Source organism: Streptomyces sp. NPDC033178, assembly GCF_055577685.1.
This window is the reverse complement of record NZ_JBVIPT010000017.1, coordinates 150,315-166,896: the sequence shown is the minus strand read 5'-3', so window position 1 is coordinate 166,896 and position 16,582 is coordinate 150,315. Positions and strand designations below refer to the sequence as shown.

Here is a 16,582-nt window from a genome sequence, read left to right as displayed (position 1 = left end):
GTTACCAAGCGTCCTCGAGATATTGCCCATCAGGTCGGGAACTGTTGCCCGTCGCCTGGTGCGGCTGGCCCGTAATCGACGGGTCGACGTCGCGTGGGTGCCCGGTGTTCATGCGCGGTCCGTGGGGCCTCGGTTGCGTTTGAAGGTGATCCTCTCGGATGTCCTTGGTCTCGCGGGCCGTTAACCCCTTTGTACTCCAGGTCCGGAGGAAGCGGAACCCCTCGCTGTACTTCTTTACTTTTGTGAGCAAAGGTAGCGAATCGGGCGCACCCGCGGCCCGTGGATCACACGGCCGCCGCGCGTCGACGGCTCGCGTACCAGACCAGACCCGCCGTGGCGGCCGCCGCTCCTATCGCCGCGGCGGCGACGAGGGCCGGCCGCGGCGGCACCGACAGCCGCTGCTTCAGCCGGACCGGGTGGTGGAAGTCGAGGATGGGCCACGCGCGCGCGGTGGCCTCGCGGCGCAGTGCGCGATCGGGGTTCACGGCGTGCGGATGACCGACCGCTGCGAGCATCGGGATGTCGGTCGCCGAGTCGCTGTAGGCGTAGCAGCGCGAGAGGTCGTACCCCTCGGACGCGGCCAGCTCCTTGACGGCCTCGGCCTTCGTCGGGCCGTACGCGTAGTACTCCACCTCGCCCGTGAAGCAGCCGTCGTCGCCCACGATCATCCGGGTCGCCACCACCCGGTCCGCGCCGAGCAGTTCGCCGATGGGTTCGACGACCTCGGCCCCCGAAGTGGAGACGATCACGACGTCCCGCCCGGCGATGTGGTGCTCCTCGATGAGGGAGGCGGCCTCGTCGTAGATGATCGGATCGATCAGGTCGTGAAGGGTCTCGGCGACGATTTCCTTCACTTGTTGGACGTTCCAGCCGCGACACAGCGCTGACAGGTACTCGCGCATCCGCTCCATCTGGTCGTGGTCGGCGCCGCCCGCGAGGAAGACGAACTGGGCGTACGCGGTACGCAGCACGGCCCGGCGGTTGATCAGGCCGCCTTGGTAGAACGACTTGCTGAAGGTGAGCGTGCTCGACTTCGCAATGACCGTCTTGTCCAGGTCAAAGAAGGCCGCTGTGCGGGGCAAGGAGTGGTTTTCCACGGGGTCGAGCATATGCGCCCGCCATTCGGGCTAGTGTGGGGCGCGTGGGTTTGCCTGAGAGGGCTCTCGGGTACACCATGGAAGTCACGGATCGTTCGCGACCGTGCTAACCCGGTCCGGCTCCTCCCCCCCCGAGTCAGACCGTGGGGACGACCCCCGCTCTCCCCCCCGGCGGGGGTCGTCGCATGTCCGGGTGGGTTTTCAACTTCTCTTCTTCGAGCGCCGGGCCCTGTTGTGCGGGCTGCGGCGTTCCTTTATGTCTGCGCAGGATTCGTCACCGTGGGTAGTCACTGCGCTGCTCTGAGGAAGTCGTACAACAGTCACTCATCGGTCACCGGTTTGGGTGAAGGCGATATTCACAACCGCTGGGTTGTCCACAGTTATTGACCAAGATCCACACGATTTCCTGGATCGCTGCACCGTGATTCCAACGCGCACCGCTCGCGGAAGTTCATGGCCGGTTCCGATTGTCCGGGGGCTATGGCCGGTTCGTATCGGCGGTTCATATGGAGGGCCGGTTGCCGGTTCTTCGCGCGGGCGGGAATCGCGGGGCCGCAGGGGCGCCGCGAGGAAGAAGCGAAGGGGGCTGGAGATCGTGGCGGGAGCCATCACACACGACCGGCTGTCGGCCGCCGAGGGGCGGCAGGGCGGACCGTTGATCGTCACGGAGGACGCGGATCTGCTGGACGACCTGCTGCGGCTGTGCGCCGCGGCCGGCGCCCGGCCCGAGGTCCACCACGGGGTGCCGGAGCGCGGCGGCGGCTGGGAGACAGCGCCCCTGGTGCTCGTCGGCGACGATGCCGCGCGGCGGGTGCGTGGAGCCGCGCGCAGACGCGGAGTGGTCCTGGTGGGGCGGGATCAGGACGATTCCGGGGTCTGGCGGAGGGCTGTGGAGATCGGCGCCGACCATGTTCTGCTGCTGCCGGATGGCGAACAATGGTTGGTCGACCGGATCGCCGACGTGGCCGAGGGAGTCGGCCCGGCCGCCCTCACCGTCGGCGTGATCGGCGGTCGCGGCGGCGCCGGATCCTCCACGCTCGCCTGCGCGCTCGCGGTCATCTCGGCGCGCCAGGGAAGGCGCACGCTCCTTGTCGACGCCGATCCGCTGGGCGGCGGACTCGATGTACTCCTCGGCGGAGAGGCCGCCGAAGGGCTGCGCTGGCCCGACTTCGCCGCGTCGCACGGCCGGGTCGGCGGTGGCGCCCTGGAGGAGTCCCTGCCCTCACTGCACGCCCTCCGCATCCTCAGCTGGGACCGCGGCGACTGCGTCACCATCGCACCCGAGGCGGTCCGGGCCGTGCTGGCCGCCGCCCGGCGGCGAGGCGGGGCGGTGGTCGTGGACCTGCCGCGCCGGATCGACGAAGGAGTCGCGGAAGCCCTCGCCCAGGTGGACCTCGGCCTGCTCGTGGTCCCCGCCGAACTGCGCGCCGTCGCGGCGGCCGGGCGGGTGGCGTCCGCGGTCGGCATGGTCCTGAAGGACCTGCGCGTCGTGGTGCGCGGACCGTACGCGCCCGGTCTGGACGACAGGGAGGTCGCCCGACTCCTCGGGCTGCCCCTGGCCGGCGAAGTGCCGGTGGAGACAGGGCTGTTGGCGGCCCAGGAGCGAGGCGCTCCGCCCGGCGCGGACGGCCGGGGGCCGCTGGCCCGCTTTTGCTCGGCGTTCTGGGAGCGGACCGCTGTCGCGGGAGGGGCCGTATGAGCGGGGGCACGCGCGTGCGTGGCGTCGCGCCGGGGCAGGCGGGGTTCTCGGACGGGCGTACAGGCGCGGCTTCGGAGGTGAGGTCGGCGGGTCGGCGTTCGGGTGCGGGTCCGCCTTCGGAGGTGGGGCCTGCCGGTCGCCGTGCGAGCGGGGGTCTGGCTGAGGGTATGGGGTCGGCGGGGCGGCGTACGGGCGTGAGTGTCCCCGGGGGTCCTCTTACGGGCGTGAGTGGGCCCGCGGGCCGTCGTACGGGCGTGAGTGGGTCCGCGGATGCGAGCTCGGCGGGGCGGCGCGCGGGCGGGAATGCGGCTTCGGACACGGGGCTGTTGGACGGGGTCCGGCAGTGGCTTGCCGAGAGCGGGGCCGAGCCGACTCCCGCGCGCGTGGCGCAGGCCCTGCGGGAACAGGGGCGGGTACTCGGGGACGCCGAAGTTCTCGGGGCGGCCGAGCGGTTGAGGTCGGAGCTGGTCGGCAGCGGGCCGCTGGAGCCGCTGCTAGGTGATCCCTCGGTCACCGACGTGCTGGTCTCGGCACCCGACCGGGTGTGGGTGGACCGGGGAGGCGGCCTGGAGCTGACGGCCGTCTCCTTTCCGGACGCGGCGGCCGTACGACGCCTCGCGCAGCGCCTGGCGGCGGTGGCCGGGCGACGGCTCGACGACGCGCACCCCTGGGTGGACGCCCGGCTCCCGGACGGCACCCGTCTGCACGCGGTACTGCCACCGGTCGCCGTCGGCTCGACGTGCCTGTCGCTGCGGGTCGTACGGCCACGGGCCTTCACGCTCCCGGAGCTGGTGGCGGCGGGGACCGTACCGCCGGGCGGGGACCTGCTCCTGCGGGCGCTGCTCGACGCGAGGCTGTCCTTCCTGATCAGCGGGGGCACGGGCAGTGGCAAGACGACGCTTCTGAGCGCACTGCTGGGCCTCGTCGGGCCGGGTGAGCGGATCGTGCTCGCCGAGGACTCGGCGGAGCTGCGCCCCGACCATCCCCACGTCGTACGGCTGGAATCCAGACCCGCCAACCAGGAGGGCGCCGGACTCGTCACGCTCCAGGACCTGGTGCGCCAGGCCCTGCGGATGCGGCCCGACCGGTTGGTCGTCGGCGAGGTCCGCGGGCCCGAAGTAGTCGCCCTGCTGGCGGCTTTGAATACGGGCCACGAAGGCGGCTGCGGGACCGTCCACGCCAACGCCGCCTCCGGAGTGCCGGCCCGGCTGGAGGCGCTGGGCACGGCAGCGGGTCTCGACCGGGCCGCCCTCCACAGTCAGGTGGCGGCCGCGCTCTCGGTGGTGCTCCATCTCGTACGCGACCGGGCCGGGCGGCGACGGATCGCCGAGGTGCATGTGCTGGAGCGGGATCCGGCGGGGCTGGTGGTGACGGTGCCTGCGCTGCGGTGGGGCGCGGAGGCCTTCACGTACGAGCGGGGGTGGGAGCGACTGCGGGGGCTGCTCGGCGGCATCGGGGACGTCTGGGACTCCGGGGGCGCCGCGGACTCCGCGGGCTCCGGGCGCACCGGGCCCTCCGGGACTTGGGGACGGTGGTCTGGCATCGGTCAAGTCGGTCAAGTCGGTGGAGTCGGCGAGAGGGGTGAGGGGCTGTGACGGGGGTCGGTGAGGTGTCGGTGTCCGTGAGTGCGGCGATGGCGTGTGCCGGGGCGGCGGCCTGGCTGATGGGCGGGCACGGACCGGGGGCGCGGCGGGTGCGGTTGGTGTGTGCGGGCGGTGGGGCGGTGGGAGCCGGGCCGCCGGCGTGGGAGCGGGCCGTGCGGGTCGGAGAGCGGCTGCGGCGGTGGCAGCGGCTGCGGGGCGAGTGGTGGGTCCTGGTCGCCGGGGCGGTGGTCGGTCTGCTCGGGGCGTCCGTGGTGCCGCTCGTCGCGGGGGCACTTGGGGTGCCACTGGTCCGCCGGGCCCGGAGTGCCGGGGCGGCACGGCGGGCGCGGGAGCGGCGGGCCGACGCGGTGATCGCGTTGTGCGGGGCGCTCGCGGGGGAGGTGCGCGCCGGGCGCCAGCCGGGTGAGGCCCTGCTCGGCGCATCCCGTGACTCGGGCGGCCTCGGCCGCGCCCAAGCGGTGGTGCTGGCGGCGGCCCGGTTCGGCGGGGACGTGCCCGGCGCGCTCACCGACGCGGCACGACGACCGGGAGCCGAAGGACTGCTGGGCCTCGCCGCCTGCTGGCGGGTCGCCGTGGACAGGGGCGCCGGACTCGCGGCCGGGCTCGACCGGCTGGAGGGCGCGTTGCGAGCGGAGCGGGACCAACGGGCCGACCTGCGGGCCCAGTTGGCCGGGGCACGGTCGACGGCGGTGCTGCTGGCGGGGCTGCCGGTGCTCGGACTGCTCCTCGGCACCGCGCTCGGCGCGGATCCGCTGCATGTCGTGCTGCACACCGGCGCGGGGCTGGGCTGTCTGGTCGTCGGCGGGGTCCTGGAGGGCGTCGGGCTTTGGTGGGTGCTGCGGATCGTACGAGGAGCGGAGGCGGGATGAGCGCGGAAGTTGTCCACAGGCTGGGGGTGGCGCTGTGCGTCGTGGTGGCGGTGTGGGCGCTCGCCCGGGCCCTGGGTGCGGTGCGGCGGGAGCGGAGGACGCGAAGGCGGTTGAAGGCTGTGGCGGCCGTGGGCACGGGGCCTCCCGTGGGTGCTCTGGGCACGGGGTCGGCCAAGGGCACGGGGTCGGCCGTGGAGTCGGCGTCCGGCGGGTGGCGCCTGGTGATGCGCGGTGAGTTGAGGCGGTGGCTGCCGGTGTTCGGTGCGCTGAGCGTCTGTTGGGCCGTCGTCGGAGGTGCGGCCGGTGTCGTGGTCGGGCTCGTGGCCGGCTTCGGGTTGTGGCGGTGGCAGCGGAGACCGGCGCCGGTGGAGGAGTTCGACGCGGGGCTGGCCACGCGGCAACTGCCCCTCGCCGCCGATCTGCTGGCCGCCTGTATCGCGGCGGGGGCCAGTCCGGCGGTGGCCGCACAGGCGGTGGGGGAGGCGCTGGACGGGCCCGTGGGGCAGCGGCTGGCGCGGGGTGCGGCCGAGGTGCGGCTCGGGGGTGAACCGGCCGAGGCGTGGCGGGGGTTGGCCGCCTTGCCCGGGGCTCGGGCGCTGGCCCGGTTGCTGGAGCGGGCGGGCGAGTCCGGCGTACCGGCGGCTGGTCCCGTCGCACGCCTTGCCGCGGAGGCCCGAGCGGAGTGGGGGCGCACCGCCACGGCCCGTGCCCGGCGGGCGGGTGTCCTGGTCACAGCGCCGGTGGGGCTGTGCTTCCTGCCCGCGTTCATCGCCATCGGCGTGCTGCCTGTGGTGATCGGGCTCGCGGGCGGGGTGCTGGGTGGGGGTGGTGGGTGACGTACGGAACGGGGTGAACGACGAGTGGTCAGGGCCGGCCAACGGCCAAAGGGCCGAGGGGCCAAGGCCCAAGAACCAAATTCAAAGGTCAACGGAACAGATCTGTACGGGGGTTCGGATGAGCAAGGCAATGCGGCGAGTACGAGTACGAGTACGAGTGCTGGGGCCGGTGTGGACGTGGGTCCTGGCGGGCCGGGACTGGAAGGCGCGGAGGGATGCCGGGATGGTCACCTCCGAGTACGCGATGGGGTTGATCACGGCGGTGGGGTTCGCCGTGGTGCTCTACGAGGTGTTGACCAGCGGGCAGGTGCGTGGCGCTCTGCAGGACATCGTGGGGCGGGCGCTCAATGGGCAGTTCTGAGGCTGGGGCGTCCGGTGCGGACGTGTCTCTGGCGATGTCCCGGGACCGGGGGTTCGTCACGGCGGAGGCGGCCGTGGTGCTGCCGGTGCTGGTCGCGTTCACGATGGCGCTGGTCTGGGCGTTGATGGCGGCGGCCGCGTTGATCCAGTGCGTGGACGCGGCCCGGGCGGGAGCCCGCGCCGCGGCCCGGCAGGACCCGCCGGGCACGATGCTGGCAGCGGCCCGTGACACGGCGCCGAGCGGCGCGCGGGTCACCGTCCGGAGAGAGGGCGACCTCGTGCACGTACGGGTCGAGGCGAAGGCGCCGGGTCCCGACGCGCTGGCCCTCGACCTGACACACGAGGCCGTGGCCCTGGCCGAGGAGACGGTGGGGGCGGGCGGATGAGGCGGGCAGGACTCCGGTCGCGTACGAGGGCCGCTACGAGAGCGAGTGCGCGAGTGGGTACGAGACTGCGCGGACGGACGCCTACAAGGGCCTTCGCGAGGGCGCCCGCGAAGGTCTTCGCGTCGGACCGAGGATCGGCGACCGTCTGGACCGTGGGTGCGATTGCCCTGCTGTGCGTCGTGTTCGGTGCCGTCCTGGCCATGGGCCAGGCTGTGGTGATCCGTCACCGCGCGGGCGGAGCGGCCGACTTGGCGGCGCTCGCGGCGGCCGACAGTTGGATGGACGGCGGGACGGCAGCCTGCGCACTGTCGGAGCGTGTGGCGCGCGCACAGGGCACCCGGGTCGTACGGTGCGCCGTCCAGGGCGAGATCTCGGACGTCACGGTCGCGGCGGGACGGGGACCGTTGACGGCGGAGGTACGGGCCAGGGCGGGGCCGGTAGGGCCTGTGGCTCCGGCCGGTCCTCCGGGATCGGCGGGAGCGGCGGGGTCAGCTGGTCCTGGCACACCTCCGGCGCCGACCAGAGCCGCCGACCGAGCCTTCGAGGACGTGGGGCCGTAACCCTCAGCCTCACTTCTCCTCGGCCGGCTTCTCCGGTGCCCCCTTCAGCAGCACCGTCAGCAACCGCACGGCTCCCCGTTTGTGCAAGGGCTCGTTGCCGTTGCCGCACTTGGGGGACTGGATGCAGGACGGGCAGCCGGCGTCGCACTCGCAGGAGGCGATGGCCTGGTGGGTGGCGGTGAGCCACTCGCGGGCCGTGTGGAAGGCGCGTTCCGCGAAGCCCGCGCCGCCGGGGTGGCCGTCGTACACGAAGACGGTGGGTAGCAGGGTGTCCGGGTGCAGCGGGACGGAGACGCCGCCGATGTCCCAGCGGTCGCAGGTCGCGAAGAGCGGCAGCATGCCGATCGATGCGTGTTCGGCGGCGTGCAGGGCGCCGCCGAGGATCTCGGGATTCACGCGGGCGGCGTCGAGCTGGTCCTCGGTGACCGTCCACCACACGGCTCGGGTGCGCAGGGTGCGGGGCGGGAGGTCGAGCTTGGTCTCACCGAGCACCTCGCCGGTGATGACACGACGACGAAGGAAGGAGACGACCTGGTTGGTGACTTCGACGGAGCCGTAGCACAACCGGCCGTCGCCCCAGGGGACTTCGACGTCCGTCTCCAGGACGGAGATGGCGGTGGTGTCGCGGGCGACCGTCGAATACGGGGGGTTGGCCTCCTCGACCAGGGCGACGGAGTCGTCCAGGTGCAGCTCCTTCACCAGGTACGTACGGCCCTGGTGGAGGTGGACGGCGCCCTCGTGGACGGTGGCGTGCGCGGCCGCCGCGTCGACCGTGCCCAGCAGGCGCCCGGAACCGGTCTCCACGATCTGTACCGGACTGCCGCCCCCGCCGCGGATGTCGGCCAGATCGGCGGCCCGTTCCCGGCGTGTCCAGTGCCATGCCTTCGTGCGGCGGCGCAGCAGCTTCGCGGCCTCCAACTGCGGCAGCAGCTCGGCGGTGGCGGGGCCGAAGAGGGGCAAGTCGTCCTCGGTCAGCGGTAGTTCGGCGGCCGCGGCGCACAAGTGGGGTGCGAGGACGTACGGGTTGTCGGGGTCGAGGACGGTGGATTCCACCGGCTGGTCGAACAGGGCCTCGGGATGGTGGACGAGGAACGTGTCCAGCGGGTCGTCACGGGCGACCAGGATCGCCAGCGCCCCCTGGCCGGAACGGCCGGCGCGGCCCGCCTGCTGCCACAGGGAGGCCCGGGTGCCCGGGTAGCCGGCGATGACGACGGCGTCCAGTCCGGAGACGTCGATGCCGAGTTCGAGGGCGGTGGTGGCGGCGAGGCCAAGGAGTTCGCCGGAGTGGAGGGCCTGTTCCAGGGCGCGGCGTTCCTCGGGGAGGTAGCCGCCGCGGTAGGCGGCCACGCGGCGGGCCAGGGAGCGGTCGCCCGCGGCGCCGGCCGCTGATGCCACTGCGGCGAGGCGTTCCTGGGCGATCACCGAGATCAGCTCGGCGCCGCGGCGGGACCGTACGAAGGCGACCGAGCGGACACCCTGCACGGTCAGGTCCGTGAGGAGGTCGGCGGTCTCGGCGGTGGCGGTTCGGCGGACGGGGGCGCCCTTCTCGCCGTGGAGTTCGGTGAGGGGCGGTTCCCAGAGGGCGAACACCAGTTCACCGCGGGGTGAGGCGTCGTCGGCCACCTCCAGCACCGGCAGGCCGGTGAGGCGGGAGGCGGCGACCGAGGGCTCGGCGGCGGTGGCCGAGGCCATGAGGAAGACGGGGGAGGAGCCGTAGCGGGCGCACAGGCGGCGCAGGCGGCGCAGCACTTGGGCGACGTGGGACCCGAAGACGCCCCGGTAGGTGTGACATTCGTCGATGACGACATAGCGCAGGGCGCGCAGGAAGGAGGACCAGCGGGGGTGCGAGGGAAGTATCCCGCGGTGCAGCATGTCGGGGTTGGTGAGGACGTAGTTGGCGTACTGGCGTACCCATTCGCGCTCTTCGACGGGCGTGTCCCCGTCGTAGACCGCCGAACGTACGGCATTGCCCAGCGGTTGTGAAAGTTCCTTCACGGATCTGCGCTGGTCCGCTGCCAGCGCCTTTGTCGGGGCGAGGTACAGCGCGGTCGCGCCACGGCCGTTCGGCGCCTCGGAGCCGTCGAGGAGCGTCGACAGGACCGGGACGAGATACGCCAGGGACTTCCCGGAGGCCGTGCCCGTGGAGACGACCACCGAGTCGCCGTCGAGGGCGTGCTCGGCGGCGAGTGCCTGGTGGGCCCATGGGTGTTCGATTCCCGCGGACTGCACCGCGGCGATGACCTCCGCGCGGATCCGGTCGGGCCACACGGCATGACGACCCTCACGTGGGGGCAAGTGCTCCGTATGAGTGATGCGCGAAGCCCGGCTCGGCCCCGAGGCGAGCCGGTCCAGGATCTCGCCCGGCGAGGGGCGGGATGCGGTGTCCGTCGAGGTTCGATCGGATCGGTGATTCTTGGCCATCGGCATCGAGTGTGTCACTGGCGTGACGGACAATGGACCCAAGGCGTCGTGCACGCCTGCCGGTAAGTGATTGAATGCCATCGCGGCTGGCGAACCGTCCCGGGGGCTCTGCCGAGGTGTCCCTTGGGATGACCGCTCGATTAGCAAGGTGCTGGAGGATCCGTGGACCTGTCCCTGTCGACCCGTACCGTCGGCGATCGTACGGTCGTCGAGGTCGGTGGCGAAATCGATGTATATACCGCGCCCAAGCTGCGCGAGCAGTTGGTCGAGCTGGTGAACGACGGCAGTTTTCACCTCGTCGTAGACATGGAGGGCGTGGACTTCCTCGACTCCACCGGGCTCGGCGTTCTGGTCGGCGGCCTGAAGCGGGTGCGTGCCCATGAGGGTTCGCTCCGGCTCGTCTGCAATCAGGAGCGCATTCTGAAGATCTTCCGCATCACCGGCCTCACCAAGGTGTTCCCGATCCACACCTCGGTCGAGGAAGCGGTGGCGGCCACCGACTGACCGGCCGTGGACCGGCCCGTCCCTGACTGGCCGGTCAGCGGCCGACAGCCGGATCCCGGGCCAGGCCCGGAAGGCAGAAGTCAATGGAGGGGGGCCGGGTCTCGGCGACCCGGCCCCCCGACCGCACGCCCGTAGTTCCGAGGGGGATGCATGGCCACCGTTGAACTCCGCTTCAGCGCGCTGCCCGAGCACGTCAGGACCGCCCGACTGGTGGCGGCAGCGGTGGCGCGCAGGGCCGGAGTGGACGAGGCCGTTCTCGATGAGGTCAGGCTCGCCGTCGGCGAGGCCTGCACCCGGGCCGTCGGCCTGCACCAGAGTGGCGGAATCTCGGCGCCGGTGCGGGTGTCGCTGATCGAGGAGGAGAAGCAGTTCTCCATCGAGGTCGGCGACGAGGCCCCGCACACGGTTCCCGGCGACAAGACGCCGGGCGCCCATGGTGGAGCCACCGGCGTGGACGTTGAGACCGAAGAGGACGAGATGGGCCTCGCGGTCATCAGCGGCCTCGTCGACGACGTCGAAGTGACCGCCGGTGAGAACGGCGGCCTGATCAGGATGAGCTGGCCCACCACGCCGCCGGCTGCGCTCGTTCCCTGATCCACCCCCTAGGTACTGCCTCAACATGTGCGAAAGGGCCCTGCTCAGCAGGGCCCTTTCGCATGTCCGGACCGGCTCGGCGCCCTGGCCGGACCTCATGCGCGGTCATCTCCGGATCAAGCTCCGCCTTTTCGTGAATGAATTCACTATCCGGATTACGATCAACAATACGATCGTCTTTACGCCATGCCGGTCGCCAATGGATCACGGGTCAATGCTTTTGAGGCATTACCACTTTCGGGTTCCGTGATGGTCCGTGGATCATTTGCTGAAGAGCACGTGAAGGCTGATTCCACTTACCGCACACTGTTTTGATCAGGTTCCGGTACCTACAATCCGTCCACATCTTGAGCTCGGTCCAAGCGTCAAGGAGGACGAATGGCGGGGCTTTCTACCCCTCATCAGTTTGACCAGCCCACTACCCTCGCAGCCGCAGTACTGACAGACGACAACCGTCTGATCGTGATGGTCATCGCGGCCGTCGCCCTTGCGGCGCTTGTCGTCGCCGGGGTCCTGGTACGCCAGGTACTCGCGGCGGGCGAGGGCACCGAGAGCATGAAGAAGATCGCGGTGGCGATCCAGGAGGGCGCGAATGCCTACCTGGGTCGGCAGATGCGCACGCTCGGCGTTTTCGCCGTCGTGGTGTTCTTCCTGCTCATGCTGCTGCCCGCGGACGACTGGAATCAGCGCGCCGGACGATCGGTCTTCTTCTTGATCGGCGCGGCGTTCTCGGCGACCACCGGCTATATCGGCATGTGGCTCGCCGTGCGCAGCAATGTCCGCGTGGCCGCCGCGGCACGGGAAGCGACTCCGGCGGAGGGTGAGCCCGAAAAGGATCTCACCGCCGTCTCGCACAAAGCCATGAAGATCGCTTTCCGCACGGGCGGCGTCGTCGGCATGTTCACCGTGGGGCTCGGACTCCTTGGTGCGTCCTGTGTGGTTCTCGTCTACGCGGCCGACGCGCCCAAGGTCCTGGAGGGCTTCGGTCTCGGTGCCGCGCTGATCGCCATGTTCATGCGTGTCGGCGGTGGCATCTTCACCAAGGCCGCCGACGTCGGCGCCGACCTGGTCGGCAAGGTCGAGCAGGGCATTCCGGAGGACGACCCGCGCAATGCCGCGACCATCGCGGACAACGTGGGCGACAACGTCGGGGACTGCGCCGGCATGGCCGCCGACCTCTTCGAGTCGTACGCCGTCACGCTCGTCGCCGCGCTGATCCTCGGCAAGGCGGCGTTCGGCGACGCCGGGCTCGCCTTCCCGCTGATCGTGCCCGCGATCGGCGTACTCACCGCCATGATCGGCATCTTCGCCGTGGCTCCGCGCCGATCGGACCGCAGCGGGATGAGCGCCATCAACCGCGGGTTCTTCATCTCCGCGGTGATCTCGCTGGCGCTCGTGGCGGCGGCGGTCTTCGCCTATCTGCCGTCCTCGTACGCCGATTTGGACGGCGTCACGGACGAGGCCATCCTCGGCCACTCCGGCGACCCGCGGTTCCTCGCGCTCGTCGCGGTCGCCATCGGCATCGTCCTGGCCGCGCTGATCCAGCAGCTGACCGGCTACTTCACCGAGACCACCCGGCGTCCCGTACGGGACATCGGCAAGACCTCGCTGACCGGCCCGGCCACCGTCGTCCTCGCCGGTATCTCGCTCGGTCTCGAATCGGCCGTCTACACCGCCCTGTTGATCGGCCTCGGCGTGTACGGGGCCTTCCTGCTCGGCGGCACGTCCATCATGCTGGCGCTCTTCGCGGTGGCCCTGGCCGGTACCGGTCTGCTCACCACGGTCGGCGTCATCGTCGCCATGGACACCTTCGGTCCGGTCTCCGACAACGCGCAGGGCATCGCCGAGATGTCCGGCGACGTCGAGGGCGCGGGCGCGCAGGTGCTCACCGACCTGGACGCCGTCGGCAACACCACCAAGGCCATCACCAAGGGCATCGCCATCGCCACCGCGGTACTGGCGGCGGCGGCGCTCTTCGGCTCGTACCGCGACGCGATCCTCACGGCCGCGAACGAAGTGGGCGAGAAGGTCTCGGGGCCAGGCGCGCCCATGAACCTGATGATGGACATCTCACAGCCCAACAACCTGGTCGGGCTCATCGCGGGCGCCGCGGTCGTCTTCCTCTTCTCGGGGCTGGCGATCAACGCGGTCTCGCGGTCCGCCGGGGCCGTGGTCTACGAGGTGCGGCGGCAGTTCCGCGAGCACCCCGGGATCATGGACTACACCGAGAAACCCGAGTACGGGCGCGTCGTCGACATCTGCACCAAGGACGCGCTGCGCGAGCTGGCCACACCGGGTCTGCTCGCCGTACTGACGCCGATCGCGATCGGCTTCACGCTCGGGGTCGGCGCGCTCGGCTCGTTCCTCGCGGGAGCCATCGGCACCGGCACGCTGATGGCGGTGTTCCTCGCCAACTCCGGTGGCGCGTGGGACAACGCGAAGAAACTCGTCGAGGACGGCCACCACGGCGGCAAGGGCAGCGAGGCCCATGCCGCGACGGTGATCGGCGACACGATCGGCGACCCCTTCAAGGACACCGCGGGGCCGGCGATCAACCCTCTCCTGAAGGTGATGAACCTGGTGGCGCTGCTCATCGCGCCCGCGGTCGTCAAATTCAGCTACGGCGAGGACAAGAGCGTGGGCATGCGGGTTCTCATCGCGGTGCTCTCGCTCGCCGTCATCGTGGGCGCGGTGTACGTGTCCAAGCGGCGAGGCATCGCCGTGGGTGACGAAGGCAACTCCGAGCGGGTGGCCAAGTCGGTGGATCCGGCGGTGGTTTCGTAGCCATCGGGTAGCCGGCCGGGTCATCGCCCGGTCGGGCTCCGCTCAACGGGCGGGCGGACGGCGCGTATTGACGTGCCGTCCGCCCGCCCGTGTGTGTCCACGCCCTGTTCGTGAGCCTTATCTCGCTTGGTGCAAATGGCTTCAATAACGGATGAAGTGGACCTTCGTCACGCTGGTGTCGCCCACTTGGCGTGTATGTTCCGGGGCCGAGAGCCATGGAAGGGACCAATCCGGTGAACAAGAAGCTCGCGGCCGCACTGTCCGGCGGTGCGGTACTGGTACTGGCGCTGTCGGGATGCAGCAGTGACGACAGCAGCGACAAGCTGAACTCCTGGGCCAAGCAGGTGTGTGACGCGGTGCAGCCGCAGGCGGTGAAGATCGAGGCCGCCAATACCGCGATCCAGAAGCAGACCTCGGACAACAGCACCCCGGCGGACGTCCAGAAGACCGACTCCAAGGCCTTCCAGGACATGTCCGACGCCTACAAGGCGATCGGCACAGCCGTGGACAAGGCCGGGGCGCCCGACGTCGACGACGGCGAGAAGAAGCAGAAGGACGCCGTCACGGAGCTCAACACGATCTCCTCCTCGTACGCCGACCTCAAGAAGCAGGTCGACGGCCTCGACACGAAGGACCAGGCGAAGTTCGCCGACGGTCTCAAGGGGATCGCCACCCAGCTCGACAAGCTCAGCCAGAGCGGCAACGACGCCCTCAAGAAGCTGGAGGAGGGCGACGTGGGCAAGGCGATGGCCAAGCAGGAGAGCTGCAAGTCCGCTTCCACGTCGCCGTCGGCGAGCAAGGCCTGAGCTTAGGAAGGCCGGTCGTTCGGTCGATCGAAAGAGGGCCCGCTACCCGCGTGGACGAATAGCATCCACGCGGGTAGCGGGCCCTCGGCATGCCCTGAGTTGCCCGCGCTGTCGGCGGGAGCGGACACAGTGACTCCGCATCCCCCACCCGGAGGAGGGGGGCTTCCAACCCGAAGGTTGCGGTCCAGCCCGAACCGATCCTTTGCAGGACAGATGGAAATTATCATAAGTCAAGGGGGCGATTCGCCTTACGGGCTGAAGCCAGTGGTCCCGTTGCTGGGGGAGTATGGAGGCGTGAGTAACAGCAGCCTGGCACCGTTGCCCTCGTCCGACCGCACCGACGTCACCGCGCGCCTGCGGGACGCCCTCCTGGGCGCCTCCTTCAGCGCCGACGGGCTGCTCGACCTGCTCGGCGCCCCCGCGTACGCGGCGCTGGCCCGCAGCGAGACCGTGCCCGCGCTCCGGGCCACCCGGGGCGACTCACCGCTGGAGGCGCTCGTCCGCCTCTTCCTGCTGCAGCAGCCCGTGCCCCGCGCGCGCGTGGCGGACGTCCTGCCGGTGGCGGACTGCCTGGAGAGCGGCTGGCTGACCCGGACCGGCGGGGACGAGGTCGCGGCGACGGTCGACGTACGGCCGTACGGCGGCCCGGGCGGCGAGGACTGGTTCATCGTCTCCGACCTCGGCTGCGCGGTCGGCGGGGCCGGCGGCATCGGCACCCTTGACGAAGGCGTCGTACTCGGAGTGGGCGGTGCGTCCACGACACTCGCGGGCATCACGGTGCGTACGCCGGTGGGCTCGGCCCTCGATCTCGGCACCGGCTCCGGGATCCAGGCCCTGCACGCCGCGCAGCACGCCACGCGGGTGACCGCGACCGATCTCAACCCCCGCGCGCTGCACATCACCGCGCTCACGCTCGCCCTGTCCGGTGCCCCGGCGGCGGACCTGCGCGAGGGCTCCCTCTTCGAGCCGGTGGCGGACGACGAGACGTACGACCTGATCGTCTCCAATCCGCCCTTCGTGATCTCCCCCGGCGCCCGGCTCACCTACCGCGACGGCGGGATGGGCGGGGACGATCTGTGCCGCACGCTCGTTCAGGAGGCGGGCGACCGGCTGAACGACGGGGGGTACGCGCAGTTCCTCGCCAACTGGCAGCACGTGGAGGGCGAGGACTGGCAGGACCGGCTGCGGTCCTGGGTGCCGCGCGGCTGCGACGCGTGGATCGTCCAGCGCGAGGTCCAGGACGTCACGCAGTACGCCGAGCTGTGGCTGCGGGACGCGGGCGACCACCGCTCCGACCCGATGGAGTACCAGGCGCGGTACGACGCGTGGCTGGACGAGTTCGAGGCCCGGAAGGTGAAGTCCGTGGGCTTCGGCTGGATCAGCCTGCGCAAGTCGGCGGCCGCCCAGCCCTCGGTCGTCGTGGAGGAGTGGCCGCACTCCGTCGAACAGCCCCTCGGCGACACCGTGCGCGCGCACTTCGACCGCGTGGACTATCTGCGGGCGCACGACGACGCGGCGCTGCTCGCCGGGCACTTCAAACTCGCGGGCGAGGTCGTGCAGGAGCAGGTCGGGCTGCCAGGCGCCGAGGACCCCGAGCACGTCGTGCTGCGCCAGCACCGCGGGATGCGGCGGGCCACGAAGGTGGACACGGTCGGTGCGGGCTTCGCGGGCGTCTGCGACGGCACGCTGAGCGCCGGCCGGATCCTGGACGCCATCGCCCAACTCGTCGGAGAGGACCCGGTCCTGCTGCGGGACCGGACCCCGTCCCAGATCCGGCTGCTGGTCGAGCAGGGGTTCATCGAGCCCGCACGGTGAGCTTTCCCCGGCCCGGCGGGAGAGTTTCCCGGACTGACTCGCGTACGACGAGGAATCGGCCCGCATGTGGCCACCGTGCACGAGGTGTTGATGCACGGTGGCCAGGATCGGGTTGATGCACGAGGGGCCAGGACAGGGCTCGGCGTGCCCGACACTCCGCCGGTCTCCGGCCGAGGACACCGGACCGGGATCCCGCACCGGGACGTGAAACCGGCCATCACGGGGCGGTGTGACGGATTCCGCATCC

Annotated in this window: 14 protein-coding genes; 12 read left to right on the top strand and 2 right to left on the bottom strand. The window is 71.1% G+C overall.

Translation table 11 applies throughout. The features are described from left to right. Nucleotides 1–284: 284 nt before the first annotated feature. On the bottom strand, nt 285–1,109 hold the full coding sequence (locus ACZ5VQ_RS35600; RefSeq protein WP_398892195.1) for an HAD family hydrolase: 825 nt from the start codon (nt 1,107–1,109) through the stop codon (nt 285–287). Nucleotides 1,110–1,692: 583 nt separating this feature from the next. Here ACZ5VQ_RS35600 and ssd point away from each other — a divergent pair. From ssd to ACZ5VQ_RS35565, 7 genes are all read left to right on the top strand, one after another. Beyond that, entirely contained in the window at nt 1,693–2,796 is a 1,104-nt protein-coding gene (gene ssd / locus ACZ5VQ_RS35595; protein WP_469108541.1) for a septum site-determining protein Ssd, read from the top strand. A 167-nt stretch (nt 2,797–2,963) separates the two neighbouring features. Then, on the top strand, nt 2,964–4,391 hold the full coding sequence (locus ACZ5VQ_RS35590) for a TadA family conjugal transfer-associated ATPase (protein ID WP_469108540.1): 1,428 nt from the start codon (nt 2,964–2,966) through the stop codon (nt 4,389–4,391). Nucleotides 4,392–4,429: 38 nt separating this feature from the next. Further along, nucleotides 4,430–5,269, top strand: a complete 840-nt coding sequence (locus tag ACZ5VQ_RS35585; protein WP_469108625.1) for a type II secretion system F family protein — start codon at nt 4,430–4,432, stop codon at nt 5,267–5,269. Further along, nucleotides 5,266–6,105, top strand: coding sequence for a type II secretion system F family protein (locus ACZ5VQ_RS35580; protein ID WP_469108539.1), 840 nt, complete (start codon nt 5,266–5,268; stop codon nt 6,103–6,105). Before ACZ5VQ_RS35585 ends, ACZ5VQ_RS35580 begins: the two co-directional genes overlap by 4 nt. 130 nt (nt 6,106–6,235) lie before the next feature. Then, nucleotides 6,236–6,466 (top strand): DUF4244 domain-containing protein, encoded by a 231-nt coding sequence (locus tag ACZ5VQ_RS35575; RefSeq protein WP_469108538.1) that lies wholly within the window; start codon nt 6,236–6,238, stop codon nt 6,464–6,466. Beyond that, nucleotides 6,453–6,851: a TadE family type IV pilus minor pilin gene (locus tag ACZ5VQ_RS35570; protein ID WP_469108537.1), complete on the top strand. Its 399-nt coding sequence runs from the start codon at nt 6,453–6,455 to the stop codon at nt 6,849–6,851. Before ACZ5VQ_RS35575 ends, ACZ5VQ_RS35570 begins: the two co-directional genes overlap by 14 nt. 65 nt (nt 6,852–6,916) lie before the next feature. Next, on the top strand, nt 6,917–7,411 hold the full coding sequence (locus ACZ5VQ_RS35565; RefSeq protein WP_469108624.1) for an Rv3654c family TadE-like protein: 495 nt from the start codon (nt 6,917–6,919) through the stop codon (nt 7,409–7,411). Between the two features lie 9 nt (nt 7,412–7,420). On the opposite strand, the gene ACZ5VQ_RS35560 is transcribed toward ACZ5VQ_RS35565, so the two are convergent. Beyond that, nucleotides 7,421–9,913: a DEAD/DEAH box helicase gene (locus ACZ5VQ_RS35560; RefSeq protein WP_469108536.1), complete on the bottom strand. Its 2,493-nt coding sequence runs from the start codon at nt 9,911–9,913 to the stop codon at nt 7,421–7,423. Between the two features lie 81 nt (nt 9,914–9,994). Between ACZ5VQ_RS35560 and bldG the strand changes: the two genes are divergently transcribed. The 5 genes from bldG (at nt 9,995) to ACZ5VQ_RS35535 (ending at nt 16,335) form a co-directional block, all read left to right on the top strand. Continuing rightward, on the top strand, nt 9,995–10,336 hold the full coding sequence (gene bldG, locus ACZ5VQ_RS35555; protein WP_003975386.1) for an anti-sigma factor antagonist BldG: 342 nt from the start codon (nt 9,995–9,997) through the stop codon (nt 10,334–10,336). A gap of 150 nt (nt 10,337–10,486) precedes the next feature. Next, nucleotides 10,487–10,930: an ATP-binding protein gene (locus ACZ5VQ_RS35550; protein ID WP_362083571.1), complete on the top strand. Its 444-nt coding sequence runs from the start codon at nt 10,487–10,489 to the stop codon at nt 10,928–10,930. A 378-nt stretch (nt 10,931–11,308) separates the two neighbouring features. Continuing rightward, entirely contained in the window at nt 11,309–13,714 is a 2,406-nt protein-coding gene (locus tag ACZ5VQ_RS35545) for a sodium-translocating pyrophosphatase (RefSeq protein ID WP_469108535.1), read from the top strand. Between the two features lie 215 nt (nt 13,715–13,929). Next, a complete protein-coding gene (locus ACZ5VQ_RS35540) occupies nt 13,930–14,520 on the top strand; it encodes a small secreted protein (protein ID WP_469108534.1) in 591 nt (196 codons plus the stop codon). A gap of 294 nt (nt 14,521–14,814) precedes the next feature. Continuing rightward, on the top strand, nt 14,815–16,335 hold the full coding sequence (locus ACZ5VQ_RS35535) for a DUF7059 domain-containing protein (RefSeq protein ID WP_469108533.1): 1,521 nt from the start codon (nt 14,815–14,817) through the stop codon (nt 16,333–16,335). The last annotated feature ends 247 nt before the right edge of the window (nt 16,336–16,582 follow it).

Bases quoted from the DNA above. Each gene is read 5' to 3' on its own strand.
- ACZ5VQ_RS35540 (WP_469108534.1), top strand. From the start codon at position 13,930: ATGGAAGGGACCAATCCGGTGAACAAGAAGCTCGCGGCCGCACTGTCC.
- ACZ5VQ_RS35600 (WP_398892195.1), bottom strand. From the start codon at position 1,109: ATGCTCGACCCCGTGGAAAACCACTCCTTGCCCCGCACAGCGGCCTTC.
- ACZ5VQ_RS35550 (WP_362083571.1), top strand. From the start codon at position 10,487: ATGGCCACCGTTGAACTCCGCTTCAGCGCGCTGCCCGAGCACGTCAGG.
- ACZ5VQ_RS35590 (WP_469108540.1), top strand. From the start codon at position 2,964: ATGGGGTCGGCGGGGCGGCGTACGGGCGTGAGTGTCCCCGGGGGTCCT.
- ACZ5VQ_RS35585 (WP_469108625.1), top strand. From the start codon at position 4,430: ATGGCGTGTGCCGGGGCGGCGGCCTGGCTGATGGGCGGGCACGGACCG.
- ACZ5VQ_RS35580 (WP_469108539.1), top strand. From the start codon at position 5,266: ATGAGCGCGGAAGTTGTCCACAGGCTGGGGGTGGCGCTGTGCGTCGTG.
- ACZ5VQ_RS35575 (WP_469108538.1), top strand. From the start codon at position 6,236: ATGCGGCGAGTACGAGTACGAGTACGAGTGCTGGGGCCGGTGTGGACG.
- ACZ5VQ_RS35545 (WP_469108535.1), top strand. From the start codon at position 11,309: ATGGCGGGGCTTTCTACCCCTCATCAGTTTGACCAGCCCACTACCCTC.
- ACZ5VQ_RS35560 (WP_469108536.1), bottom strand. From the start codon at position 9,913: ATGGCATTCAATCACTTACCGGCAGGCGTGCACGACGCCTTGGGTCCA.
- ACZ5VQ_RS35570 (WP_469108537.1), top strand. From the start codon at position 6,453: ATGGGCAGTTCTGAGGCTGGGGCGTCCGGTGCGGACGTGTCTCTGGCG.